This is a genomic window from Streptomyces mesophilus (assembly GCF_040300965.1).
In the GTDB taxonomy this organism is placed as follows: domain Bacteria; phylum Actinomycetota; class Actinomycetes; order Streptomycetales; family Streptomycetaceae; genus Streptomyces; species Streptomyces mesophilus_A.
Window position 1 is genome coordinate 24,645 of the sequence record NZ_JBEPEW010000053.1, and the last position, 24,944, is coordinate 49,588.

At 69.2% G+C, this 24,944-nt stretch carries 22 protein-coding genes and 1 pseudogene; 14 read left to right on the forward strand and 9 right to left on the reverse strand.

The features are described 5' to 3' along the window. Nucleotide 1: 1 nt before the first annotated feature. The 5 genes from ABT367_RS19905 to ABT367_RS19925 form a co-directional block, all read right to left on the reverse strand. Nucleotides 2-685, reverse strand: a complete 684-nt coding sequence (locus ABT367_RS19905; protein WP_352254402.1) for a response regulator transcription factor — start codon at nt 683-685, stop codon at nt 2-4. A gap of 24 nt (nt 686-709) precedes the next feature. After that, nucleotides 710-2,260: a sensor histidine kinase gene (locus ABT367_RS19910; RefSeq protein WP_352254403.1), complete on the reverse strand. Its 1,551-nt coding sequence runs from the start codon at nt 2,258-2,260 to the stop codon at nt 710-712. 228 nt (nt 2,261-2,488) lie between these two features. Then, the gene (locus ABT367_RS19915; protein WP_352254404.1) at nt 2,489-3,346 is read right to left on the reverse strand and encodes a DUF4429 domain-containing protein; all 858 of its coding nucleotides are present in this window, start codon (nt 3,344-3,346) and stop codon (nt 2,489-2,491) included. A gap of 237 nt (nt 3,347-3,583) precedes the next feature. Continuing rightward, nucleotides 3,584-4,774: an alpha/beta hydrolase gene (locus ABT367_RS19920; protein ID WP_352254405.1), complete on the reverse strand. Its 1,191-nt coding sequence runs from the start codon at nt 4,772-4,774 to the stop codon at nt 3,584-3,586. A gap of 246 nt (nt 4,775-5,020) precedes the next feature. Beyond that, nucleotides 5,021-5,671, reverse strand: coding sequence for a TetR family transcriptional regulator (locus tag ABT367_RS19925; RefSeq protein ID WP_352254406.1), 651 nt, complete (start codon nt 5,669-5,671; stop codon nt 5,021-5,023). Nucleotides 5,672-5,800: 129 nt separating this feature from the next. Between ABT367_RS19925 and ABT367_RS19930 the strand changes: the two genes are divergently transcribed. From ABT367_RS19930 to ABT367_RS19940, 3 genes are all read left to right on the forward strand, one after another. Next, the gene (locus ABT367_RS19930) at nt 5,801-7,420 is read left to right on the forward strand and encodes an MFS transporter (RefSeq protein ID WP_352254407.1); all 1,620 of its coding nucleotides are present in this window, start codon (nt 5,801-5,803) and stop codon (nt 7,418-7,420) included. 155 nt (nt 7,421-7,575) lie between these two features. Next, nucleotides 7,576-7,980, forward strand: coding sequence for a peptidase inhibitor family I36 protein (locus tag ABT367_RS19935; protein WP_352254408.1), 405 nt, complete (start codon nt 7,576-7,578; stop codon nt 7,978-7,980). Nucleotides 7,981-8,079: 99 nt separating this feature from the next. Then, on the forward strand, nt 8,080-8,388 hold the full coding sequence (locus ABT367_RS19940; RefSeq protein WP_352254409.1) for a small hydrophobic protein: 309 nt from the start codon (nt 8,080-8,082) through the stop codon (nt 8,386-8,388). A gap of 10 nt (nt 8,389-8,398) precedes the next feature. Here the strand turns inward: ABT367_RS19940 and ABT367_RS19945 are convergent, their stop codons facing one another. Then, a complete protein-coding gene (locus ABT367_RS19945; protein WP_352254410.1) occupies nt 8,399-9,247 on the reverse strand; it encodes a potassium channel family protein in 849 nt (282 codons plus the stop codon). 74 nt (nt 9,248-9,321) lie between these two features. Next, nucleotides 9,322-12,054 (reverse strand): pyruvate dehydrogenase (acetyl-transferring), homodimeric type, encoded by a 2,733-nt coding sequence (aceE, locus tag ABT367_RS19950; RefSeq protein WP_352254411.1) that lies wholly within the window; start codon nt 12,052-12,054, stop codon nt 9,322-9,324. Between the two features lie 492 nt (nt 12,055-12,546). Here aceE and ABT367_RS19955 point away from each other — a divergent pair, with 492 nt between their 5' ends. From ABT367_RS19955 to ABT367_RS19980, 6 genes are all read left to right on the forward strand, one after another. Continuing rightward, complete coding sequence (locus tag ABT367_RS19955) at nt 12,547-12,978, forward strand: DUF3052 domain-containing protein (RefSeq protein WP_199548695.1); 432 nt, start codon at nt 12,547-12,549, stop codon at nt 12,976-12,978. A gap of 230 nt (nt 12,979-13,208) precedes the next feature. Next, a complete protein-coding gene (locus tag ABT367_RS19960; RefSeq protein ID WP_352254412.1) occupies nt 13,209-13,688 on the forward strand; it encodes a peroxiredoxin in 480 nt (159 codons plus the stop codon). Between the two features lie 162 nt (nt 13,689-13,850). Continuing rightward, the gene (locus tag ABT367_RS19965; protein ID WP_165336559.1) at nt 13,851-14,426 is read left to right on the forward strand and encodes a TerD family protein; all 576 of its coding nucleotides are present in this window, start codon (nt 13,851-13,853) and stop codon (nt 14,424-14,426) included. A 196-nt stretch (nt 14,427-14,622) separates the two neighbouring features. After that, nucleotides 14,623-15,198, forward strand: a complete 576-nt coding sequence (locus ABT367_RS19970) for a TerD family protein (RefSeq protein ID WP_165336558.1) — start codon at nt 14,623-14,625, stop codon at nt 15,196-15,198. Nucleotides 15,199-15,268: 70 nt separating this feature from the next. Continuing rightward, nucleotides 15,269-16,417, forward strand: a complete 1,149-nt coding sequence (locus ABT367_RS19975) for a DUF475 domain-containing protein (RefSeq protein ID WP_352254413.1) — start codon at nt 15,269-15,271, stop codon at nt 16,415-16,417. A gap of 102 nt (nt 16,418-16,519) precedes the next feature. Next, entirely contained in the window at nt 16,520-17,263 is a 744-nt protein-coding gene (locus ABT367_RS19980) for a TerD family protein (RefSeq protein WP_352254414.1), read from the forward strand. Nucleotides 17,264-17,314: 51 nt separating this feature from the next. On the opposite strand, the gene ABT367_RS19985 is transcribed toward ABT367_RS19980, so the two are convergent. Next, nucleotides 17,315-18,163 (reverse strand): TerD family protein, encoded by an 849-nt coding sequence (locus ABT367_RS19985; RefSeq protein ID WP_352254415.1) that lies wholly within the window; start codon nt 18,161-18,163, stop codon nt 17,315-17,317. Nucleotides 18,164-18,383: 220 nt separating this feature from the next. Between ABT367_RS19985 and ABT367_RS19990 the strand changes: the two genes are divergently transcribed. The 3 genes from ABT367_RS19990 to ABT367_RS20000 are packed head-to-tail and all read left to right on the forward strand — an operon-like array spanning nt 18,384 to nt 23,001. Then, entirely contained in the window at nt 18,384-19,568 is a 1,185-nt protein-coding gene (locus tag ABT367_RS19990) for an HpcH/HpaI aldolase/citrate lyase family protein (protein WP_352254416.1), read from the forward strand. A 50-nt stretch (nt 19,569-19,618) separates the two neighbouring features. Then, nucleotides 19,619-22,114, forward strand: a complete 2,496-nt coding sequence (locus ABT367_RS19995; RefSeq protein ID WP_352254417.1) for a phosphoribosyltransferase — start codon at nt 19,619-19,621, stop codon at nt 22,112-22,114. Nucleotides 22,115-22,140: 26 nt separating this feature from the next. After that, nucleotides 22,141-23,001 carry an HAD family hydrolase gene (locus ABT367_RS20000; RefSeq protein WP_352254418.1) on the forward strand — a complete coding sequence of 287 codons (861 nt, stop codon included), beginning with the start codon at nt 22,141-22,143 and terminating at the stop codon, nt 22,999-23,001. Here ABT367_RS20000 and ABT367_RS20005 read toward each other — a convergent pair. Continuing rightward, entirely contained in the window at nt 22,919-23,596 is a 678-nt protein-coding gene (locus ABT367_RS20005; protein WP_352254419.1) for a DedA family protein, read from the reverse strand. The genes ABT367_RS20000 and ABT367_RS20005 overlap by 83 nt on opposite strands. A gap of 133 nt (nt 23,597-23,729) precedes the next feature. Between ABT367_RS20005 and ABT367_RS20010 the strand changes: the two genes are divergently transcribed. Together ABT367_RS20010 and ABT367_RS20015 are read left to right on the forward strand one after the other, a co-directional pair. After that, nucleotides 23,730-24,869 (forward strand): sensor histidine kinase, encoded by a 1,140-nt coding sequence (locus tag ABT367_RS20010; RefSeq protein WP_352254420.1) that lies wholly within the window; start codon nt 23,730-23,732, stop codon nt 24,867-24,869. Continuing rightward, nucleotides 24,860-24,944: pseudogene (locus ABT367_RS20015) on the forward strand (DNA-binding response regulator); the annotation flags it as partial. The gene ABT367_RS20010 and the pseudogene ABT367_RS20015, both read left to right, overlap by 10 nt.

Genomic DNA, 24,944 nt, shown 5'->3' on the forward strand with positions numbered 1-24,944 from the left:
CCTATTCGTCGCCCCTGGCAGGGACGACAACCCCGGCCTCGTACGCGAAGATCACCAACTGCGCCCGGTCGCGCAGATCCAGCTTGGACAGGACCCGGCCGATATGGGTCTTCACGGTCTGCTCGGCGAGGACCAGATGACCGGCGATCTCCTGGTTGGACATCCCGCGCGCGATCAGCTCGAGCACCTCGGCCTCGCGCGGCGTCAGACCGTTCAACTTGAGGGCGGGGTCCTTGCGCTGCACCGGCCGCTGTTTCACGAAGTCCGCGATGAGCCGGCGGGTGACGGAGGGTGCGAGCAGCGCCTCTCCGGCCGCGACGATCCGTACCGCCGAGATCAGATCGTCCGGCGGCGCGTCCTTGAGCAGAAATCCGGACGCCCCCGCCCGCAGCGCCTCGTAGACATAGTCGTCCACATCGAAGGTGGTCAGCATCAGGACCTTGGGGCGGTGGATCACGCCCGGCGGCGGATCGAGCAGCCGCCTGGCCGCCTCGAGACCGTCCATCTCGGGCATCCGCACATCCATGAGGACCACGTCGGGATGGGTGGAGCGGCCGAGCTCGACCCCCTGTTTACCGTCCTCCGCCTGCCCGACCACATCGATATCGCTCTGCGCGGCCAGGAGCGCGGCGAAGCCCGCCCGCACCATGGCCTGGTCGTCGACGATGAGTACGCGGATGGTCACAGGAGTGGTGCCTTTCTCGGGCAGCTAGGTGTCCTGCTCGGACTGCGGGGTGTCCTGCTCGGACCGCGAGGTGTCCTGCTCGGACCGCGAGGTGTCCCGCGCGGGCCGGGAGGGGCCCTCCGCGGGCGGCTCCCCGTCCTTCTCGTGCAGTGGAATCCGGGCCTCGACTCGGAAACCGCCGCCGGCGTCGGGGCCCGCGTCGAGAGAGCCACCGGTCAACCGTACGCGCTCACGCATGCCGACCAGACCATGCCCGGTGCCCGAGGTCTCCAGGGCCGAACGTGGCTTCTGGGCGGGCCCGTTGACGATGGACAGGATCAACTCGCGCTGGTGTACGTCGAGTTCGACCCGTGCGAGGGCGCCGGGCGCATGCCGGATCACATTCGACAGGGCCTCCTGCACGATGCGGTACGCCGAGAGGTCCACGGCCGGCGGGACCCCGGTGACCAGCTCCTGCAGACGAGCCTCGGCGGGCGTCATGGCCACCTGGACGCCGGCCCGACGGGTGGCCTCGACCAGCTGGTGCAGCCGGTTCAGACCGGGCTGCGGGGTGCGCTCGGCCTGCGCCTCCTCATTGCGCAGCACCTTGAGCAGCCGGCGCATTTCGGTCAGCGACTCGCGCGCGGCGGCGGCGATCTCACCGAACTCCTTCTCCACCTCGGGCGAAAGCCCGGGGAGCCGGTACTTGGCCGTGTCCGCCTGCACGGTGATCACCGACATGTGGTGAGCCACCACGTCGTGCAGCTCCCGGGCGATCCGCGCCCGCTCCTCCAGCAGCGTGCGCTGCGCCCGTTCCGCCTCGCTGATCGTCTCCTGCTCGGCCAGCTTCGCCTGGGCCTCACCGCGCAGCCGCAGGGCGTACGTCACGACCAGGGTGACCCCGGCGAGAACCAGCATCAGGACCCAGGAGCCGTCGCTGTACGTCTGCGAGAGCTGCTCGAAGAACACCCCGGCCGCCGCGGTGACCAGGAAGATCGCGATCAGGGTCCGGCGGCTCTCGCGCAGACCGAGCAGCACCATCAGGAGCACATAACCGACGATGATCATGGGAGTCCACGGCCAGGACCGCCCGTCGACATGCTTGCCCGCATACAGCGCCAGACCACCGATCACATCGGCGGGGAAGATCACCCACCACGCGTGCAGGGGGCGGGTCAGGGCGAGCAGCAGGGGCAAGGTCTGGGCGACGGCGAGGCCGCCCGCCATGCCGCCGTTCATCCCGTAGTCCTGGATGAGCACCGTGACGGTGGTGGGCAGCAGGGCGGCGACGAAGGCGAACACCACTACATACGGAGTGGCCCGGACCCAGCCCTTCTGCGCCTGCGCGAGGGGAGCGCGCCCGGCGGCCGCGGGGGTGGTCAGCGCGATGCCGAACTCCCGCAGCCCGTCCCGCACCGCGGGCCAGGGACCGTCCGCCGTCTTGTCCAGGCGGACCGGGTCCGGATCGGGCGCCGCACCCGAAGCCGGACCCCCGCCCGCCGCCCGCCTCCAGGGCAGGCGTGGCAGCCACCGTCGTGCCCGGCGTCCGGGCTGGTCGGTGGTCTCGTCGGTCGAGGACTGCTGCGCGTCATTCATGGCCTGATCAGCGTAGGCAGGAAGCCGCGCCTCTCGCGTCATACCGCAGAGCCGGACCTGACCTCATACCCCGGTATTACCTCCGGCCCCAGCGCCACCGGGGGCGCCGCCAGGAACCCGAGCCCGGCCGACACTCCGTACCCCTGAAAGCTCCACCGCGCTCAACGCCCCACCGGGCTCAAAGCTCCACCAGCTCACAGCCCCACCGCGCTCAACGCCCCACCAGGCTCAAAGCTCCGCCAGCAACTCCGCCTTCTTCGCGGAGAACTCCTCATCCGTCAGCAGCCCCGCCCCGTGCAGTTCCCCGAGATGCCGGATCCGCTCCGCGATGTCCGCCGGATCCCGCCGCCCCGAGGGCCGCGCGTCCTCGATGGCCGTCGCACCCCGCGCGCGCACGGTCGCGAGCACCGCCGCCGCGAACGGCAGCGATTCGTGCACCGGTCCGTACCCGAGCCCGAAGACCACCGCGGCCGGATCCTGATCGGCCTGCGCGGGCTGGACGACCGAACCGGGCCGGCGGATCAGCCGCATGTAGCCGTCGAAGATCTCCGGCGAACGCCACTCGACACCGCTGAGGTCGGACACGGGGAAGGTCTGGTCGCCCGCCTTCCACTTCGCCGACGAGGCCCCCGTCCAGAACCAGCGGAAGCTCACCGCCTTCCCGTCGAACGAGGCCTTCCCGTCGTACGCCTTGAAGTGCAGCGGTCCCTGAGGCGCATCCACCATGAAGCGGTCGGCGGGCCCCTCGGAGGACGGCAGGACGGCGCGCAGCTCGTCGCGGTAGTACTCGGCGAGCGTCTCGCGCTCGGCCGGCAGCACCAGGCGGTACGGATCGCAGCCGTCCTTGAGCTGCCCGGCCGCCGCCTCCATCAGCGGATCGGCGCCGGCTCTCGGTACGGCGTGCAGCACCACCGTGCCCCTCTTACCCGGGGCCAAGGTCACATCCGCCAACGCCTCGTGGGGGATGCGGCGTTCACCGAGCGCATGGAACAGCTTCGGTGTCCTGATCCCCCGTTCGAAGCGGATGAGCACGGAGTCCGTGTCGAACTCCCAGGCGGCATGAAATCCGGCCAGTACGTCACCCATGCGGCTCATCGTATGCGGCATGCGCCTGTACGTCCCCCCTCGATACGTTCCGGCGTCTTCCCGTCCCGGCGCTCTTCTACGCGCGTCGGCCAGGTCCGGGACCGCAGCTCTTGCTCTCAGTGACCCGGAACGGGAAGCTCCGCCCGCGGACGGGGACGCTCCGTTCCCGGACCGCGGCACCGCGCCGCGGGACACCGTCCGTTCCCGCCGGTCGGACCCTGCCCCGTCCGCGCGGCCTCACACGTGAGCGCGGCACGTATCCCCGTCATCCGCGCAGCTGACCTCGTCGAGACGGCCGACGCCGATCCGCGCGAAATTGCGCAGGCTCTCCGTGCCCGGCTCGAAGTAACCGGTGTGCCCGACCGAGTCCTTGGCCGAAAGCACCCGCGCCCCGAACCCGGCCGACACCGGATCCACGCCGTGGCCGAAACTGCCGACTTCCAGATGCGGGACGTCCGCGATCCAGTCGTCTTCGTCGCGCATTGCCCACACCCGTGCGGAAGTTCCCAGGTCGGCGGCGGTCTCGGCGCGCATTCCAGGGCTGCCCGCGACCGCGATGTCCCCGACGCGTGGCGGCAGTTCACGCGCGGCGAGCCCGCAGACGACCGAGCCGTAACTGTGGCAGTACAGGGCGGTCGGCGCCTGTCCGGGCAGTGAGCGGAGCATGGCGTTGAGCCGCAGCGCCCCGTCCTCGGCGCGCCGGACCGTGAAGGCGTCCATGCCCACACCGGCGGGCGCCGTGTAGTCGGCCCAGGCGATCACGGCGGTACGGGTGTCGGGGTCCTCGGCGCGCTGGGTGCGGTACAGCGCGCGGGACATGCCGGACGTCGCCGAGTACCGCCCGAAGGTCTTCTGGAACGTGAGCAAGTCTGTGTCCACACCGGGCACGACGACCGACACCCGCTCGGCCTTCTCGAGGTTGCCGAGCACCTCGGCCACCCGCCCGCGGCCGGACGGATCGAAGGCGAGGAGGTCGCGGCCGGGCTTCAGGAAGGATTCGAAGCGGTGCATACGGCGTCCCGCGTCGCGTCTTCCCGTGTCGGACAGGCGTGTGTCGTTCATCCGCTCCCTTTCGGCCTTGACAGCCTTGTGCAGGGAGTGACGGTTCGCCGCGTAACGCAGAGTCACCGGTGCGCCGTTGAGGTTCCCGACGACCAAGGAGTAGCGCTCGGCCAGGCGATCTTGCTGTGCGTTGCTCAGCGTGGCGAAGAAGCGCGAGATCCGCGTGGCCGGCGCCTCGGGATCGGGCAGATCCCGGCCGTCGATGCCACCGCGGTTCCAGGCGGCGAGCGCGGCTTCGAGCGGTGTCGACCCGCCCTTGCTGCGGACCGCGGTCCAGCCGGTGGCCGTCAGCATGACGAAGACAACGGCAACGGCAAGGAGGGCGCGCCAGATGTTCAGCGAGGGCGTGGAGTCGAAAGAAGTCACGATCCGGCCACCCTAGGAGAACCGGACGGCCCACCGCACGGACCGTGGCGCGGATCACGTTACGTATCGGATGATCGGGCCAAAGCGGGCACTCGGTGGTTTCGCCGCTCACGGAACGTAACCATCCGTTCCGTTTCGCGTACGAAGCGGGGTGCGGCGACCGCCGCGCTGTCACCGGCCGCCTGTCACCGGTCGGCGGTCACCGGCCGCCTGTCACCGGCCGCCAGTCACCGGTCCGGTCGACGGTCATCGCCGCCAGTCCTCGGCCAGCGAGGGCTCCAGCCGTTCGAGCAGAGACGCCGTGAGCCGTCGCATGGACTCCACGCTGATCTCCTCCCCGGCTCCCCAGCGCCGCCCCGCCAGCTGCATCACGCCGCTGAACGCCGCGACCGCCACCCAGGGCCGAGGATCCTCTTCGGGGTCGAGGCCCTCCCGTGCGGCGACGATCCGCACGATCTCCTCCTCGGTCTCGGCCGTCCGCCTCATCTGTACGGCGAGCAGCGCGGGCGTCGACTCGATCATGCGGAACGCCCGCATGTACATCTCCACCGGCACGAACTCCTCGATGGATTCGCCGATCGAGTCCCAGGCGTCGAGCACCGCGCGCCGCAGCGCCTCGAACGGTGACTCCTCGGGCGGGCGGCCGCGCAGCGACTCGACGAAGCGGGCCTCGACCATCTCCTGTACGGCGAAGACCACTTGCTCCTTGCCCGCGAAGTAACGGAAGAAGGTGCGCTGCGAGACATCGACGGCGGCGACGATCTCGTCGACGGTCGTGCGCTCGTATCCCTGGGTCGTGAAGAGTTCGATCGCGGCGCGCACCAGCGCGTCCCGGGTTCGCTGCTTCTTGCGCTCGCGCAGCCCCGGCAGCCCCGGAGTCACTCCACGCCCTGTCACTCCACGGCCCTCTTTCTTCCCGTTTGCCGGGCTTCACGTCTCGGCTCAGATTACCTGTGAGCAACGTGACAGTTACCGACTAGTGGCTGACGTTGTCAACTGTCAGCGACTGTCACTAGCCTTTTCTCCATGACTAGTCAGACCACCGTCGACAAGGCCGGCAAGGCCCCCGATTCCCCGGCGAGTACCTCGGAACCGACCACGGCCAAGGGGCTGCGCGGCCACCCCTGGCTCACCCTGTTCGCCGTGGCCATCGGCGTGATGATGGTCGCCCTCGACGGCACGATCGTCGCGATCGCCAACCCCGTGATCAAGTCGGATCTGGGTGCCACCTGGCAGCAGATCCAATGGATCACCAACGGCTACTTCCTCGCCCTCGCGGTCACGCTGATCACCGCGGGCAAGCTCGGTGACCGGTTCGGCCACCGGCAGACCTTCCTCATAGGCGTCGTCGGCTTCGCCGTGGCCTCCGGCGCCATCGGCTTCTCCAACAGCGTCGGTTTCGTCGTCGCCTTCCGTGTCCTCCAGGGCCTGTTCGGCGCGCTGCTCATGCCGGCCGCGCTCGGCCTGCTGCGCGCCACCTTCCCGGCCGAGAAGCTCAACATGGCCATCGGCATCTGGGGCATGGTCATCGGTGCCTCCACCGCGGGCGGCCCGATCCTCGGCGGCGTGCTCGTCGAGCACGTCAGCTGGCAGTCGGTCTTCTTCATCAACGTGCCCGTGGGCATCATCGCCGTGGTGCTCGGTGTGGTGATCCTGAAGGACCACCGGGCCGAGAACGCGCCGCGCTCGTTCGACCTCCTCGGCATCGCGCTGCTTTCCGTCGCGATGTTCTCCCTGGTGTGGGCCGTCATCAAGGCGCCCGAGTGGGGCTGGGGTTCGACCAGCACATGGGCCTGGATCGGCGGCTCCCTCGTGGCGTTCGCGCTCTTCGCCTTCTGGCAGACGCGGGCCAAGGAGCCGCTCGTACCGCTGCAGCTCTTCCGCTCCGTTCCGCTGTCCGCCGGTGTGGTCCTGATGGTCCTCATGGCCATCGCCTTCATGGGCGGCCTGTTCTTCGTCACTTTCTATCTGCAGAACGTGCACGGCATGAGCCCCGTGGACAGCGGTCTGCACCTGCTGCCCCTCACCGGCATGATGATCGTCGGCTCGCCGCTGGCCGGCGTCATGATCACCAAGGTCGGTCCGCGGATCCCGCTGGCCGGCGGTATGGCGGTGACGGCGCTCGCCATGTACGGCATGTCCACGCTGGAGACCGGCACCTCCAGCCTCACCATGTCGATCTGGTTCGCCCTGCTCGGTCTCGGCCTCGCGCCGGTCATGGTCGGTGCCACCGAGGTCATCGTGGGCAACGCCCCGATGGAGCTCTCCGGCGTCGCGGGCGGTCTGCAGCAGGCCGCGATGCAGATCGGCGGCGCCCTCGGCACCGCCGTGCTCGGCGCGATCATGGCCTCGAAGGTCGACAACAGTCTCGCCGACAACTGGGCGGACGCGGGTCTGCCGCCGATCCCCGAGGCGCAGATGGGCCAGGCCGCCGAGGCCGTCCAGTCGGGTGCGGCGCCCGTACCGCCGAACACGCCGCCGGAGATCGCCGCGAAGATCACCGACGTGGCACACGACACCTTCATGTCCGGCATGGGCCTGGCCAGCCTCACCGCCGCCGGTGTCGCCGCCTTCGCGATCCTGGTCGCCCTGCTGACCAAGCGCGGCGCCAACGCGGAGGCGGGCGCGGGAGTCGGTCACATCTGACGTTCCGCACGCGAAGCAGCTGCCGAAATCCCCGCCGGGTCGCCCGGCGGGGATTTCCCCTATCAGGGTGACGGCCGCGGAACTCCCTTCCCGGCCGCTCCCGGCGCAGGTCAGAGTTGCGCCAACTGATCGGCACGACACGGGGGTTCACCACCATGCGCACGAAGAGCACCCAGCTCCGTACGACCATCACCGCGGCCGCGCTCGGCGTCGCCGCACTCGCCGGAGCCACAGCCGCAGCCACGGCACAGGCGGCGACCGCACCACCGGGGCCGTCGGGCTGCGGGCCGGGGGAGCTGTGCCTGTGGACGGCACCCGACTACACCGGCGACCGCACCACGTACGAACTGGCGGAGCTGACGAGCGAGGCCTGTACGGCGCTGCCGGAGGGGAGCAGCGCCCAGGCCCTCGCCAACCGCACGGCCCGCCCCGTCACCACGTACCAGTCCGCGGAGTGCGAGGAAACGGGCGACTTCGAGACCTACCCGGGCCGTGGGGGCGGCACGTGGGCCCCTGAATCGCCGTACAAGGTCAGGGCGTTCAAGATCTGGGAGAGCTAGCCCCGCGGCCGCTGTGTCAATCGGAGCCTGTCGCCGATGACTTGAACTGCCGGAGCGGGGCACTCGTACGTCAAGCCCCGTCCACCAAGGCAGGGAGTGATGATGGCGGGCTTCGGACACAGCACGCGCAGGCGCCCCCGCACACGAGGCCGCACATGGTCCCGGTCCGGGCCGGATCGCGCGACGCTGGGAATCATCGGAGTCATCTGCGCGATCGCGGGATTCTTCGCACTCAGCATCGTGCTGGGCCCGATCGCGATCATCTGCGGATGGCTCGCCATGGGCCGGCGCTGGGACGGCGGACACCGCCTTCCGGCGCTGGTGGCCGTGGTGCTCGGCGCGATCGACACCGTCCTCGCGCTGACATGGATCGCCGGTGCCGCGGGCCCCGGCAACGGGATGTTCTGAGAGCCCGTTGCTAGGTCCGTGGCCCGGGCCCCGAGGGCGACGGCAGCGTGGCCGGCGTAGGAGCGGAAGGGGCGCCGGCCGCCGCTGTCGTCCCCTTGGCTCCTGAAGGGGCTCCCGAAGACGCACCCGAAGACGCACCCGAGAGCGCCGCCACCTGGGCGCGCAACGCCTTGACCTCATCGGTCAGTTCGAGGATCGCCGCCGTCTGCCGGCGTTCCTCCGCATCGTCCTGCTCGAAACGGGCCATGAACCACGCGGCGATGTTCGCCGTGACCACACCGAGCAGCGCGATCCCCGAGAGCATGAGCCCGACCGCGATCAGCCGCCCCAGACCCGTCGTCGGCGAGTGGTCGCCGTAGCCGACGGTGGTCATCGTCGTGAACGACCACCACACCGCGTCACCGGGCGTCTTGATGTTCCCGGTCTTCTGCTCCACCGAGAGCACCGCGAGCGATCCGAAGATCAGCAGCCCCACGACCGCACCGCTGACGTACGTGGTCAGCCGGATCTGTGTCGCCATCCGGGCCCGCCGCCCTACCAGCATCAGCGTGGAGACGACCCGTAGCAGCTGGAAGGGCCGCAGCAGCGGCAGCACCACGGCCGCGAGGTCCAGCCAGTGATGCCGTACGAAGTGCAGCCGGTGCTCCGTCAGGACGAGACGAACGAGGTAGTCGGCGGCAAACGCGCCCCAGACCACCTTCTCCGCCAACCGGCACGCGTCCTGCAAGCCCTGCGGGGCGTCCGGCGCCACGATCGGCACCGCATACGCGACGGCGAAGACGACCGCGAGAGCAAGGAGCGGCCGCTGAGTGCGGTTCTCCCAGCGGATCTGCGGCGGCTGTTGTTTGAGGCTGGCCATAGCGCGCATCGTAAACAACGCATAAGGGCGGCGGGACCACCCGGTCCCACCGCCCTCAGCAGCTGATCTCCGTGCTACGCGTCGCCGCCCTCGGGGCCCGGGTCGGCCGCCGCCACATCGAGCAGCTGGTAGCGGTCGATGGCCTGCTTCAGGGCCGAGCGGTCGACCTTCCCGTCCTTCGCGAGCTCGGTGAGCACACCCAGGACCACCGACTGCGCGTCGATGTGGAAGAAGCGGCGGGCCGCGCCACGCGTGTCCGCGAAGCCGAAGCCGTCCGCACCGAGCGACTGATAACGACCGGGCACCCAGCGCGAGATCTGGTCGGGTACGGACCGCATCCAGTCGGAAACCGCCACGAACGGACCCTCGGCACCGGAGAGCTTCTGCGTCACGTACGGGACGCGCTGCTCCTCCTCCGGGTGCAGAAGGTTGTGCTCCTCCACGTCCACGGCCTCACGCCGCAGCTCGTTCCAGGAGGTCGCCGACCAGACATCGGCCTTGACGTTCCACTCCTCGGCGAGGATGCGCTGGGCCTCGACGGCCCACGGCACCGCGACACCGGAGGCGAGGATCTGCGCCGGGATCGTGCCTGCCTCACCGCGCTTGTACAGGTGGATGCCCTTGAGGATGCCCTCGACGTCCACGTTCTCCGGCTCGGCCGGGTGCTGGATCGGCTCGTTGTAGACGGTGAGGTAGTAGAAGACGTCCTCACTGTTCTCGCCGTACATCCGCCGCAGACCGTCCTTGACGATGTGCGCGATCTCGAACCCGTACGCGGGGTCGTACGCGACACAGGCCGGGTTGGTCGAGGCGAGCAGGTGCGAGTGGCCGTCCGCGTGCTGGAGACCCTCACCGGTCAGAGTCGTACGTCCGGCGGTCGCACCGAGGACGAATCCGCGCGCCAACTGGTCGGCCATCTGCCAGAACTGGTCGCCGGTGCGCTGGAAACCGAACATCGAGTAGAAGACGTACACCGGGATCAGCGGCTCGCCGTGCGTGGCGTACGCCGAACCGGCCGCGATCAGCGACGCGGTGCAGCCGGCCTCGGTGATGCCGTCGTGCAGCATCTGCCCGGTCGGCGACTCCTTGTAGGCGAGCAGCAGTTGGCGGTCGACCGACTCGTACTGCTGGCCGAGCGGGTTGTAGATCTTGGCGCTCGGGAAGAAGGCGTCCATGCCGAACGTGCGGTACTCGTCCGGCGCGATCGGCACGAACCGCTTGCCGATCTCCTTGTCCCGCATCAGGTCCTTGAGGATGCGGACGAACGCCATGGTCGTGGCGATCGACTGCTGGCCCGAGCCCTTCTTGGCGGTCGAGTAGGCCTTGTCGTCGGGCAGCTGAAGCGGCTTGGCGCGCACCACGCGGGTCGGGACGAACCCGCCCAGACCCTTGCGGCGGTCGTGCATGTACTGGATCTCTTCCGAGTCACGGCCCGGGTGGTAGTACGGCGGGGCGCCGCCCTCGAGGTCCTTGTCCGCGATCGGGATGTGCAGCCGGTCGCGGAAGTGCTTGAGGTCGTCGACCGTCAGCTTCTTCATCTGGTGGGTCGCGTTGCGGCCCTCGAAGTTCGGGCCGAGCGTCCAGCCCTTGACCGTCTGCGCCAGGATCACGGTGGGCTGGCCCTTGTGCTCCAGGGCCGCCTTGTACGCCGCGTAGACCTTCTTGTGGTCGTGACCGCCGCGGCCCAGGTGGAGCAGCTGGTCGTCGGTCATGCCCTCGACCATCGCGCGAAGGCGGTGGTCGTCGCCGAAGAAGTGCTCACGGATGTACGAGCCGGACTCGGTCGCGTACGTCTGGAACTGGCCGTCCGGCGTGGAGTTCATCTTGTTGACCAGCGTGCCGTCGCGGTCCTGGGCGAGCAGCGGGTCCCAGCTGCGGTCCCAGATCAGCTTGATGACATTCCAGCCGGCGCCGCGGAACTGCGACTCCAGCTCCTGGATGATCTTGCCGTTGCCGCGCACCGGGCCGTCGAGGCGCTGCAGGTTGCAGTTGACGACGAAGGTCAGGTTGTCGAGGCCCTCACGGGCGGCGAGCGAGAGCTGGCCGAGCGACTCGGGCTCGTCCATCTCGCCGTCGCCGAGGTAGGCCCACACATGCGACTTGGAGGTGTCGGCGATGCCGCGGTGCTCCATGTAGCGGTTCATCCGGGCCTGGTAGATCGCGCCGAGCGGGCCGAGGCCCATCGACACGGTCGGGAACTCCCAGAAGTCCGGCATCAGGCGCGGGTGCGGGTACGAGGAAAGCCCGTACGGAGCCTTGGACTTCTCCTGGCGGAACGCGTCGAGCTGCTGCTCGGAGAGCCGGTCCAGGAGGTACGCACGGGCGTAGACACCCGGCGAGGCATGGCCCTGGAAGAAGATCTGGTCGCCGCCGTCGCCCTCGTCCTTGCCGCGGAAGAAGTGGTTGAAGCCCACGTCGTAGAGCGAGGCCGAGGAGGCGAAGGTCGCGATGTGGCCGCCGACGCCGATACCGGGGCGCTGGGCACGGGAGACCATGACCGCCGCGTTCCACCGCGTGGCGTTGAGGATCTTGCGCTCGATCTCCTCGTTGCCGGGGAAGAACGGCTCGTCCTTGGTCGCGATGGTGTTCACGTAGTCCGTGCTGCGCATCTCGGGCACGGCCACGCGCTTCTCACGGGCCCGCTCGATCAGCCGGAGCATCAGGTAGCGGGCCCGCTCGCGGCCGCGCTCGTCGACCGCCGCATCCAGCGAGTCGAGCCATTCCTGAGTCTCTTCGGGATCGAAGTCCGGGACCTGGCTGGGCAGGCCGCCAATGATGATCGGGTTGCGATCGGATCCGGAAGCCACGCTGTTCCTTCGCTGTCGGAGTGTCGATCTGGGGTTTCACGCCGTTGTCCATCGTGTACCCCGGTGCTTCCCGCGTCATCTGTACCGACTGGTAACCAAGGCCCGGGACGCCCAAATCGCAACGATACGCCCAAGTAGGACCCTCGTTCCCCAGGGACCTTCGGCCTGGAGCGGCAGGCGAAGGTCCCGACTGAACAGCTCGCGCCTTCCCGCTGTATTTTTCCCGTACGTGCTTCGTACGGGTCGGGTGCTCACGCTCCCGCCCACTTGCCGCAGGCGCCCGCAAATCTGACGTATCGCTGTGGGATGAATCACCGATCGCGGAGAAATCGGGCATTGGGTTGCGGTGACACGGCCGGGATCGTCACCGTTTCGGCGGTCTCGGCGGCCGGGTACTTGCGCGATCCGCCCCGCCCGTGTGGACTACGGCCAACGCTTCGCGCACGCGCGAGGCGCAAACGACATCCGAAAAACATGATCAGGAGGCAATCCGTGAGCGCGACCGCGGACCACGCGGAGTCGAACCTGGCCGCCAGGCTGGGTTTCCAGCCCGAGCAGGTGGTCCAGGAGATCGGCTACGACGACGACGTCGACCAGGAGCTCCGCGAGGACATCGAAAAGATCATCGGCAGTGAGCTCGTCGACGAGGACTACGACGATGTGGCCGATGGCGTGGTGCTCTGGTTCCGTGAGGACGACGGGGACCTGACCGATGCGCTGGTGGATGCCATCGCGTACATGGAGGAAGGCGGCTCCATCCTCCTTCTGACCCCGAAGACCGGCCGCGACGGCTACGTCGAGCCGAGCGAGATCGGCGAGGCCTCGACCACCGCCGGTCTGTCCGCCGCGAAGAGCATCAGCGCCGGCAAGGACTGGACGGCCAGCCGTCTGAGCACCCCGAAGGCCGCGACCAAGAAGCGCTGACCACGGGCAACACGTCGAGCAGAACCCCCGCCGATCCGTCGGCGGGGGTTTCTTGCGTGGCACAGGGGCACAGGGCCACAGGGGCGCAGGGCCACAGGGGCACAGGGGCACAGGGGCACAGGGGCACAGCGCACCGGATCGCGGTGCGACGGGTGGTTGTCGGCGGCTGCGCATAGGGTGGGATTCACCCGATCAGGCCCTACGAGGTTCTCCGAAGGGACAGCTCAGGCATGACCACAGCCGGAACCGCAGCCGGAACCGCCGTCGGAACGAAGGCTCCGGACTTCGCGCTCAAGAGCCAGCACGGCGAGACGATCCGCCTCGCCGACCTCCGCGGCGCGAAGAACGTGGTGCTTGTCTTCTACCCGTACGCCTTCACCGGAGTGTGTACGGGAGAGCTGGCCGCGCTGCGCGACGCGCTGCCGCAGTTCGTCAACGACGAGGTGCAGCTGCTCGCCGTGTCCTGCGACGCGCCCTTCAGCCAGCGGGTCTTCGCCGAGCAGGAGGGCTTCGGGTTCCCGCTCCTGTCCGACTTCTGGCCGCATGGCGAGGTGTCGCGGGCGTACGAGGTCTTCGACGAGGAGAAGGGCTGCGCGGTGCGCGGGACCTTCATCATCGACAAGGAGGGCGTCGTGCGCTGGAGTGTGGTCAATGCACTGCCGGACGCGCGTGACCTGAACGAGTACGTCACGGCGCTCGACAGCCTCTGATTTTCCCTGATTTTCCCGGGACTTCCGGGTGAAGAAACGATCCGAGGTGATCCTTGCGGCGAAGAGCCTTTTTGCCGCGGGAACCCGTCACTAGGATCCAGTCGTTGATCCGATGCCAATGCACCACGGGGGCGCTGCCCCTGGAAACTATTTGGAGGACTCGTGGGAGTCAGCCTCAGCAAGGGCGGCAACGTCTCGCTGTCCAAGGAGGCCCCCGGCCTGACCGCCATCACGGTCGGCCTGGGCTGGGACATCCGTACCACTACAGGTCAGGACTTCGACCTGGACGCAAGCGCCATCCTGACCCAGGAGGACGGGAAGGTCAGCAGCGATGCGAACTTCGTGTTCTTCAACAACCTGAAGAGCCCCGACGGCTCGGTCGAGCACACCGGTGACAACACCACCGGTGAGGGCGAGGGCGACGACGAGCAGATCAAGGTGAACCTGGCGGGCGTGCCCGCCGAGATCACCAAGATCGTTTTCCCGGTGTCGATCTACGACGCCGAGAACCGTCAGCAGTCCTTCGGCCAGGTCCGCAACGCGTTCATCCGTGTCGTGAACCAGGCCGGCGGCGCCGAGATCGCGCGCTACGACCTCTCCGAGGACGCGTCCACCGAGACCGCCATGGTCTTCGGTGAGCTCTACCGGCACGGCGCCGAGTGGAAGTTCCGGGCCATCGGCCAGGGCTACGCCTCGGGTCTGCGCGGTATCGCGCAGGACTTCGGCGTGAACGTCTGACGTTCGACCCGGTTTCCTTTCGTACGTCGCGTACGTACGCCGGTGCGTGAGGCCTCACGCACCACCGCCGTACGTCCCTCAGGGGGCGTCCGGCTCGTCCGGCGCCGCACTCGCAGTGCGGCGCCGGACGTCCTTGACCAGCAGCATCGCGCTTGAACCGGCATCATCGCGCCGTAACTCCGGGGAGGACACGAATATGGGCGTCACACTCGCCAAGGGAGGCAATGTCTCCCTCTCCAAGGCCGCACCGAACCTCACACAGGTGTTGGTCGGGCTCGGCTGGGATGCGCGCTCCACCACCGGAGCCGACTTCGACCTCGACGCCAGCGCCCTGATGTGCAGTGGCGGACGGGTGCTCGGGGACGAGTGGTTCATCTTCTACAACAACCTCAAGAGCCCCGACGGCTCGGTCGAGCACACGGGGGACAACCTCACGGGTGAGGGCGACGGGGACGACGAGTCGGTCCTGATCGACCTCTCCAAGGTGCCGGCCAACGTCGAGAAGATCGTCTTCCCGGTCTCGATCCACGAGGCGGACAACCGCGGCCAGACCTTCGGCCAGGTCAGCAACGCCTTCATCCGTGTCGTCAACCAGGCCGACGGCCAGGAACTGGCGCGCTACGACCTGTCCGAGGACGCCTCCACCGAGACCGCGATGATCTTTGGCGAGGTCTACCGCTATGGCGGAGAGTGGAAGTTCCGGGCCGTAGGACAGGGGTACGCGTCGGGGCTGCGCGGTATCGCTCTAGACTTCGGGGTCAACGTTTCGTAAAGCCGCGCGCGGCGGGGGGTACCTCCGTACTCGGCGCGGGGGAGCCCCGTACACAACGATTGGGTAGCCAGTGGTACTGAAAACCTTCGGCTGGTCGTTCGCGGTCACCGCGCTCGGCCTGGTCGCAGCGGTGTTCATCGGGGGGTGGCAGGCGTTCGGGATCGTGGCGATCCTGTCCATCCTCGAGATCTCGCTGTCCTTCGACAACGCGGTGGTCAACGCCGGAATCCTGAAGAAGATGAATGCCTTCTGGCAGAAGATCTTCCTCACCATCGGCATCCTGATCGCCGTCTTCGGTATGCGGCTGGTCTTTCCCGTCGTCATCGTCGCCATCAGCGCAAAGCTGGGCCCGATCGAGGCCGTCGACCTGGCGCTGAACAACAAGGACCTCTACGAGCAGTACGTGACCGACGCGCATGCGTCGATCGCCGCCTTCGGTGGCATGTTCCTGCTCATGATCTTCCTCGACTTCATCTTCGAGGACCGTGACATCAAGTGGCTCGGCTGGCTCGAGCGGCCGCTGGCGAAGCTCGGCAAGGTCGACATGCTGTCGGTCTGCATCGCGCTGATCGTGCTGCTGGTCTCGGCGATGACCGTCGCGACCCACGCGCACACGCACTCGGGCCCGGTCGACAAGGCGTCGACCGTCATGATCTCCGGTATCGCGGGTCTGATCACGTACCTCATCGTGGGCGGTCTCTCCAGCTACTTCGAGAACAAGCTCGAGGAAGAGGAGGAGCGCGAACACGAGGAGGAGGAAGCCGCCAAGAAGGCCGGCAAGCCGGTCTCGGCGGTCAAGCTCGCCGGCAAGGCCGCGTTCTTCATGTTCCTCTACCTCGAGGTCCTGGACGCGTCCTTCTCGTTCGACGGTGTCATCGGCGCCTTCGCCATCACCAACGACATCGTCCTGATGGCCCTCGGCCTCGGTATCGGTGCCATGTACGTCCGGTCGCTCACGGTCTACCTGGTCCGCCAGGGCACCCTGGACGACTACGTGTACCTGGAGCACGGCGCGCACTACGCGATCGGTGCGCTGGCCGCGATCCTGCTCATCACGATCCAGTACGAGATCAACGAGGTCATCACCGGTCTCATCGGTGTGGTCCTGATCGCCGCCTCCTTCTGGTCCTCGGTGCGCCGCAACAAGCGGCTCGCGGCGGAGGAAGCGGGAAACGGTGAGGGCTCGGACGAGAAGTCCGAAGTCTCCTCAGGGGTGTGACCTTCCGGTAGACCAGGGAACGCTCTGAGGCGGGGCGGCCACGAGGTGCTGAACCTCGGGCCGCCCCGTTGTCGTGATGCGGGGCAGGGGAATGGGGGCGGGATGTCCTTCTGGGACGGTCTGCGGCGCGGGCGTGCCGCGCAGTTCGAATCGGGAAGCGCCGCGACCAACGCGATCGCGCTCACCAAGCGGCACCCGGTGGTGTCGCTCAACCGTCAGGGGGCGGCCACCGGCAATCTGCGGGTCAATCTGTCCTGGCGGATGCGTACGTCGGACATCGAGGGGCGCTCGCGGCAGAGCGGTCTGCTCAGGCACCCGTTCAAGATGTTCAAGCCCGACGTGGTGCAGGCGCACACGCAGGGCGTGGTCAACGTCGACCTGGACATCGGGTGCCTGTACGAGCTGACGGACGGCGCCAAGGGCGTGGTCCAGCCGCTCGGCAGCTTCTTCGGGAACCTCAACGCACCGCCGTATGTGAAGCTCAGCGGCGACGACCGGTTCGGTGCGCCCTCGGGTGAGACCATCTACGTCAATCTGGACCACCGCGAGTCCATCAGGCGGCTGCTCGTCTTCGTCTACATCTACGACCAGACACCGGCCTTCGACCGTACGCATGCCAAGGTCACGCTGTATCCGAGCAACGGGCCGCGGATCGAGATCGAACTCGACGAGCGCGCCCCGCAGGCGCGGTCCTGCGCGGTGTTCTCCCTGGAGAACGTCAAGGGCGAACTGACCGTGCGGCGTGAGGTGAAGTTCGTCTACGGGTTCCAGGCCGAGCTGGACCGGTTGTTCGGCTGGGGGCTGCAGTGGGGGCGGGGGTACAAGTCGAAGGTGGGGGACCGGTGAGGGCCTTGACCTGCGCCGACGTGCCCCGGCACGCCCGAGCTCCCGGCCGCCTCAGCGGCCGATGAACTGAGGTCCCTGGGGCGGCAGTTTGAAGTGGGGGTCCGGGGCGGGCGCCGGCTGGACGGGCTGCGCGGCGGGCGCCGGCTGCGGATAGCCGTAGGCGGGCCCGGGCGATGCGGGCTGCGGGTAACCGTAGGCGGGCTGGGTGGCAGGTGTCGGGTCCTGCCGCTGGTGCGGGTATCCATAAGCCGGCTGGGGCCCCGGCGCGGCGGGCCCCGGATCCGGGGGCGCGACCGGCGGTGCGGGGGCGGGGACCGGAGCGGGCTGCGCGGGGGCCGGGGACTCCGCCTTGTTCTCGGACTCGTCGACCGAGATGCCGAAGTCCGTGGCCAGGCCGACCAGACCGTTGAGGTACCCCTCGCCGACGGCGCGGAACTTCCAGCCCTCCTTGCGCCGGTACAGCTCGCCGCAGATCAGCGCCGTCTCGTTGCCCGTCTCCGGCTTCACATCGAAGACGGCATACGGCTTGTCGCCGCCCTGTGCCGCGTCGTACAGCGAAATGCGCAGCGACCGTACGTGCTCGAAGGGCACGTCCTCGGCCGAGGCGACGATGAGGATCTTGAGCACGGCCGGGTCGAGCCCCGCCAGATCCGCCTGGATCGTGTCCGTGAGGCCTTCGACCAGCCGCTTCTTGCCGAGACGCCAGACCTTGCCCGAAGGGTGGCGAGGCTGGTTGAAGAAGACGAAGTCCTCGTCGGAGCGGACCCGGCCGTCCGCGCCGAGCAGCAGCGCCGAGGCGTCCACGTCGGGCACATCCGAGCTCGGGGCCCAGCGCAGCACCGCGCGTACCGCCGTCGCTTCCAGCGGGACGTTCGACCCCTTCAGCATCGTGTGCGTCATGACGGTCATCCTGCCTGTTGCGGGGGTGCCGGGACAACGCGGGGGCTCTACCGGGTGCGGGCCGAAGGCTTACGGTGAAGGGCGGAATCCGACACATGCGAGAGTGTCGGTCATGGCCGGGTTACCTGAATTTCATGCGTGAGGGGAACTGCCGACACAGGTCCCTACGTACTATTACCGGCCACATCAAGCGGTCGCCTTGTCGTTACGGGGGAGTCTCATGCGTCATTTCGGGCATATAGCGCCTGAGATCCGGAAGGGTTTGTTCCACCAGGAGCCCGGCGAGTTCGATGCCGACTCTCCTGCCGGGCTGCTCTCGGCCGCCCTCGGCGCGACCCTGTACAGCCCTGCCACCCGGCCCCGGCTCGCCCAGGACATCCTCAAGCAGGGCGGCCGCGGGGTGGTCTCGATGGTGCTCTGCCTCGAGGACTCGATCGACGACGCCGAGGTCGACGGCGCGGAGGCGAACCTGGTCACCCAGTTCGCCGAGCTCGCCGCCCTGAGCGCGGACCCGGGTTCCCAGGCCGCCGGCGACCTGCCGCTGCTGTTCATACGGGTGCGCAAGCCCTCGCAGATACCCGATCTCGCGCGCCGCCTCGGATCCTCCGTCTCGCTGCTGTCCGGATTCGTACTGCCGAAGTTCACCGAGGAACGCGGAGTGCCCTTCCTGGAGGCGCTGACCGCGGCGGAACTGGCCAGCGGGCGGCGGCTGTTCGCGATGCCGGTCCTCGAATCGCCCGAGCTGCTGCATCTGGAGTCCCGGGCCGACACCCTCGCCGGCATCTCCCGCACCGTCGACAAGTACCGCGACCGGGTGCTCGCGCTGCGACTCGGCGTGACCGACTTCTGTTCCGCGTACGGGCTGCGCCGGCCGCCGGACATGACCGCGTACGACGTGCACATCGTCGCTTCCGTGATCGCCGATGTGGTGAACATGCTGGGCCGGGCCGACGGCACCGGCTTCACCGTGACCGGCCCGGTGTGGGAGTACTTCCGCCACCAGGAGCGGATGTTCAAGCCGCAGCTGCGCTCCAGCCCCTTCCTGGGGCGTGCCGAGGAGCTGCGCACGGCGCTCATCGAGCACGACATGGACGGACTGCTCCGCGAGATCGCGCTCGACCGGGCCAACGGACTGCTCGGCAAGACCTGCATCCACCCCTCCCATGTGCTGCCGGTGCACGCCATGTCGGTCGTCAGCCATGAGGAGTTCAGCGACGCCCAGGACATCCTGCGGCCCGAGAAGGGCGGCGGGGGCGTGATGCGCTCCGCGTACACGAACAAGATGAACGAGGTGAAGCCGCACCGCGCCTGGGCCGAGCGCACCCTGCAGCGTGCGCAGGTCTTCGGTGTGGCCCATGCCGATGTCGGCTTCGTGGAACTGCTCACGGCCGGGCTCCCGGGCTGAACGTGCCGGACGGGACAGCTGCCGTGACGAACGTAAGGAAGACAGAGAACGTGGTGTGGTCGGGTACCTGGGTCGGCGAGCGACTCGGCGTGGAGCTCATCGGCGATACGCAACTGAACGACATGCTGGGGCTCGCGCTGCGCCGCAACCCCAAGCGTGCGCACCTCCTCGTCTCCCAGGTGCTCGGCAAGCATGTGCCGCAGAGCCCTCGGGTGGTGTGGCGCTCGGGGTACGAACTCGGCCTGCGGGTCAAGGAATTGCTCGGTGAGCAGGACGCCGCACGCGCGGTGGTCCTCGGGTACGCGGAGACCGCGACCGGACTCGGCCACTCGGTGGCGGACGGTCTGGCCCTCGCCCCGTATCTGCACTCCACCCGACGACCCGTGGCGACGGTGGCCACGGCGGGCGGGTTCGAGGAGTCCCATTCGCACGCCACCTCCCATCTGCTGCTGCCCGAGGACCCGTCGCTGCTCGCCGGGGACGGTCCGCTGGTCCTCGTCGACGACGAGTTCTCCACCGGCAACACGGTCCTGAACACGATCCGCGCGCTGCATGAGCGCTATCCGCGCGAGCGGTACGTGATCGTCGCCCTTGTCGACATGCGCTCGGCCGAGGACCGGGGGCGGCTCGCGGAGTTCGCCACGGAGATCGGCGCGCGCGTCGACCTGGTGGCCACGGCCTCGGGGACGGTGCGGCTGCCCGAGGGGGTCCTCGAGAAGGGGCAGGCGCTGGTGGCCGAGCATGAGCAGGCCGCCTGGCGCCCGGAGGCGGGGGACGGACCGGTGGCCGACCGGCTTTTCGTGCCGCGTCAGGAGCGCCGGCAGTCCGTGCGGCGCGTAGAGCTGGGCTGGCCCGACGGCGTCCCGGATGGCGGACGGCACGGTTTTCTGCCCGGGCACCGTGCCGAGCTCGATGCCGCGCTGCCCGCGATGGCCGGACGTATCGCGGCCGAGCTGGGCGCGGCGCGGCGCGTACTCGTCCTCGGCTTCGAGGAGTTGATGTACGCCCCGCTCGCTCTCGGTGTGGCCCTGGAGGAGCAGACCGACGCCGAGGTCCGCTTCTCGACCACCACCCGCTCGCCCGTCCTCGCCGTCGACGACCCGGGCTACGCGATCCGCAGCCGGCTCACCTTCCCCGCCCATGACGCCCCGGCCGACGGGCCAGGGCCGCGCTTCGCGTACAACGTGGCGGGCGGTGGCTTCGACGCCGTGGTCGCCGTCGTCGACTCCAAGGCGGACACCCCCGAACTGCACGCCCCCGACGGCCTGTTGGCGCAGCTCGGCCTGCACACCGAACAGGTCCTGCTCGCCGTCGTGCCTTCTTACGTACCCGCCCCGCCTCGCGCGGCGGCACCGACCAGCACCCCCGAGGACCACCTGATGCTGCCCGAGCCCCTGCGCGGCCCCGCCTTCTCCTCCTACGGACCGGACGAGGTGGGCTGGCTGCTTCAGGACCTCTCGGAGGTCGAGCTCGAAGCGCCGACCGAGGAGCGCGAGGAGGCGATCCAGAGCGGCGGCGCCCACTACGCGGAGTCGCTGCCCGTGGAGTACCAGCCGAGCGAGCAGTACCAGGACCTGTTCAAGGCGGCCCTCGACACCTCGGCGGCCCGGATCGCGCAGGCCGTCGGCGTGGTCACGGAGACGGTGCTCGCCGAGCACGCGGGGGACACCACGCCCGTACTCGTGTCGCTCGCGCGCGCCGGTACGCCGGTGGGTGTGCTGATGCGCCGCTGGGCCCAGCACCGCCACGGCCTCGACCTGCCGCACTACGCGGTCTCGATCGTGCGCGGCCGCGGTATCGACGCCAACGCGCTGCGCTGGCTCGCGGCCCATCACGACCCCGCCGATGTGGTGTTCGTCGACGGCTGGACCGGCAAGGGTGCGATCACCCGCGAACTCGCCCAGGCCATCGAGGAGTTCGAGGCCGGCGGCGGGGCCGCGGGCTTCTCGCCGGAGATCGCCGTGCTCGCCGACCCGGGCTCCTGCGTCCGCACCTACGGCACCCGCGAGGACTTCCTCATACCCTCCGCCTGTCTCAACTCCACGGTGTCCGGGCTGATATCGCGCACCGTGCTCCGCTCCGACCTGGTCGGCGCGGACGACTTCCACGGCGCGAAGTTCTACCGCGAGCTGACGGACGTGGATGTGTCGGGCCTCTTCCTCGACACCGTGGCTGCCCGCTTCGACGAGGTGGCCGAAGCGGTGGACCTCCAGGCCAAGGAGCTGCTCGCGGCGGACCGGGCGCCCACCTGGGAGGGCTGGGCCGCGGTGGAGCGGATCAGCGACGAGTACGGCATCCACGATGTGAACCTCGTCAAGCCGGGCGTCGGCGAGACGACCCGGGTGCTCCTTCGCCGGGTGCCGTGGAAGATCCTCGCCCAGCGCGGCGCCGGAGCGGACCTCGACCACGTACGGCTGCTCGCCGAACAGCGCGGTGTCCCCGTCGAGGAGGTCGACGACCTCCCGTACACCTGCGTGGGCCTCATCCACCCCCGCTTCACGCGCGGCGCGACCGGTGCCGACGGCAAGGCGGTGGACGCGAAGTGAGTACGCCTCCCGTGACTCCGGCTTCCATGGCCCCGGCTCCTGTGACCCCGGCTTCCACGGCCCCGACGTCCCATGGCCCGACCCTCGTCGCCAGCGATCTCGACCGGACCCTGATCTACTCCCCGGCCGCGCTTCAGCTCGGCATGCCCGACCCCCAGGCGCCCCGGCTGCTCTGCGTGGAGGTGCACGAGGGCAAGCCGCTCTCCTTCGTCACCGAGACCGCGGCCGTGCTCCTGGACGAGCTGGCCCGCAGCACCGTCTTCGTGCCGACCACCACCCGCACCCGCAAGCAGTACCGCCGGATCAACCTGCCCGGGCCCCGGCCCCAGTACGCGATCTGTGCCAACGGCGGCCACATCCTCGTGGACGGTGTCTCCGACCGGGACTGGCGTCGCCAGGTCGCCGCGCGGCTCGCCGACGAGTGCGCCTCCCTCGACGAGGTGCGCGAGCATCTGCGCCGTACCTCCGACGACTCCTGGCTGCTCAAGGAGCGCGTGGCGGAGGACCTGTTCGCCTATCTCGTGGTCGAGCGCGCGCTGCTGCCCGAAGGCTGGGTCAAGGAGCTCGCCGAGTGGGCCGAAGGGCGCGGCTGGACCGTGTCGCTGCAAGGACGGAAGATCTACGCGGTCCCGAAGCCGCTCACCAAGAGCGCCGCCATGCGCGAGGTCGCCCGCCGTACGGAGGCGGGCCTCACCCTCGCGGCCGGCGACTCCCTGCTCGACGCCGACCTGCTGCTCGCCGCGGACCGCTCCTGGCGTCCGGGCCACGGCGAGCTGGCCGACGAGGGCTGGGCGGCCCCGCAGCTCACCGCTCTTGAGGAGCGCGGAGTCGCTGCGGGCGAGGAGATCCTGCGGCAGCTCCTCGACGCCGACCGCGACCGGGCCTGAGGATCCGCAGGGCCACGAAGAGCAGTACGGCGACGGCAGCCGCGATCAGGACCACCTTCGAGTACACGGACACATAGCCCGAGACCTGCTCCCAGTTCTCCCCCAGGAGATAGCCGGACAGGACGAAGACGGTGTTCCAGATCGCGCTGCCGAGCGTCGTCAGACCGAGGAAGACCGGCAGCCGCATCCGTTCGATGCCCGCCGGCACGGAGATCAGGCTGCGGAAGATCGGCACCATCCGGCCGAAGAAGATCGCCTTGGTGCCGTGCCGCTGGAACCAGGCCTCGGTCCGCTCGATGTCCGACAGCTTCACGAACGGCACCTTCGCCGCGATGGCCACGGTGCGCTCACGGCCGAGCAGCGCCCCCACCCCGTACAGGGCGAGCGCGCCCACGACGGAGCCGATCGTCGTCCACACCAGGGCGGCGATCAGATTCATGCTGCCCGTGCTCGACGCGAAGCCCGCGAGCGGCAGGATCACCTCGCTGGGCAGCGGCGGGAAGAGGTTCTCGAGCGCGATGGCGAGCCCGGCGCCGGGGGCCCCTAGGGCGTCCATGAGCGTGTTGACCCACTGCGTTGCGGTGTCTTCGATCATTTCTCCACCGTAGGAACCGGTGCCTGAAGCCACACTGAAGCCGACCGCAAGGATCAGGTGCGGTGCACCGCAGTCAGGAATTGCGGTTTTCCGCAGTGCGCACGCCCTGCCTCCCTGCCTAGCCTGGGTGATCATGAAATCTCTGGTACGCCGCGGGCTCCGGCTCACCGCGGGACTCGCGCTCGGCGCCTGCTCGGCTCTCGTCGAGCTGCTCTTCGCGCTGCTCTCGGGTCTGGCGCTGCTGCTCGTCCAGGCCTGGCCGCGGGCGCGCGGCGCGGTGCTGCGGCCGGTGCACCGGCTCGCGCGGCGGCTCGCGGAATGGGAGCGCAGGCGCCTCGCCGTGTATCTGGGAGCCGAGTCATCCTCCGCGTACACCCCCGAGCGGGCGCTGCGTTACGTCGCCGCGCGCTGGTCCCTCGGACTGCTCGGTGCCGTATGCCTGTTGTGCGTGCTCATCGGGGCCGCGTACGGCGCGTATCTGTTCCTCGGCTGGTTCGTGAGCGACGTGAACAGTCCGAGCACCGTCCTGTTCAGCGGCCTCGCCGGGCTGTTCCTGCTCTTCCTGGCGCTGCAAGGGGCGCTCGCCGTGGCCGACTTGGAGAAGAAGCTCGCGCGCCACCACCTCGGACCCAGCGAACAGGAAGAGCTGCAGCGCAGGATCGAGGAGCTGGCCGTCAGCCGGGCCGGTGTCGTCGAGGCCGTCCATGACGAACGGCGCCGTATCGAACGGGACTTGCACGACGGAGTCCAGCAGCGCCTCGTCGCCCTCGGCATGCTGCTCGGCCGGGCGCTGCGCGGCCAGGATCCGCAGCGCCGCGAGGAACTCCTGCGCCAGGCCCATGAGGAGAGCCGGCTCGCGCTCGGTGATCTGCGGGAAGTCGCCTGGCGGGTCTATCCGGTCGCCCTCGACGAAGAAGGGCTCGCCGCCGCCCTGGAGACGGTGGTCGAGCGGACCTCGATCCCCGTACGGCTCGACTACGGGCTTGCGGAAGAGCCCGACCGACCCGTCGCGACCGTCGCGTACTTCGTGGTCTCCGAGGCCGTCACCAACGCGGTCAAGCACTCGCGGGCGACGTCGATTTCGGTACGCCTGACGGAAGGACCCGGGCGGCTGGTCGTCACCGTCGAGGACGACGGCGTCGGCGGCGCCGACCCGACGGGCGGCGGGCTCGTGGGTCTGAGCCGCCGGGCCGCCGCGCTCGACGGCACACTGGCCGTGCACAGTCCGCCCGGCGGACCCACCCTGATCACCGCGGAGCTGCCGTGCGCGTAACGCTCGCCGAGGACTCGACCCTGCTGCGCGAGGGCCTGGTACGGCTGCTCGTCGACGAGGGCCACGAGGTGCTCG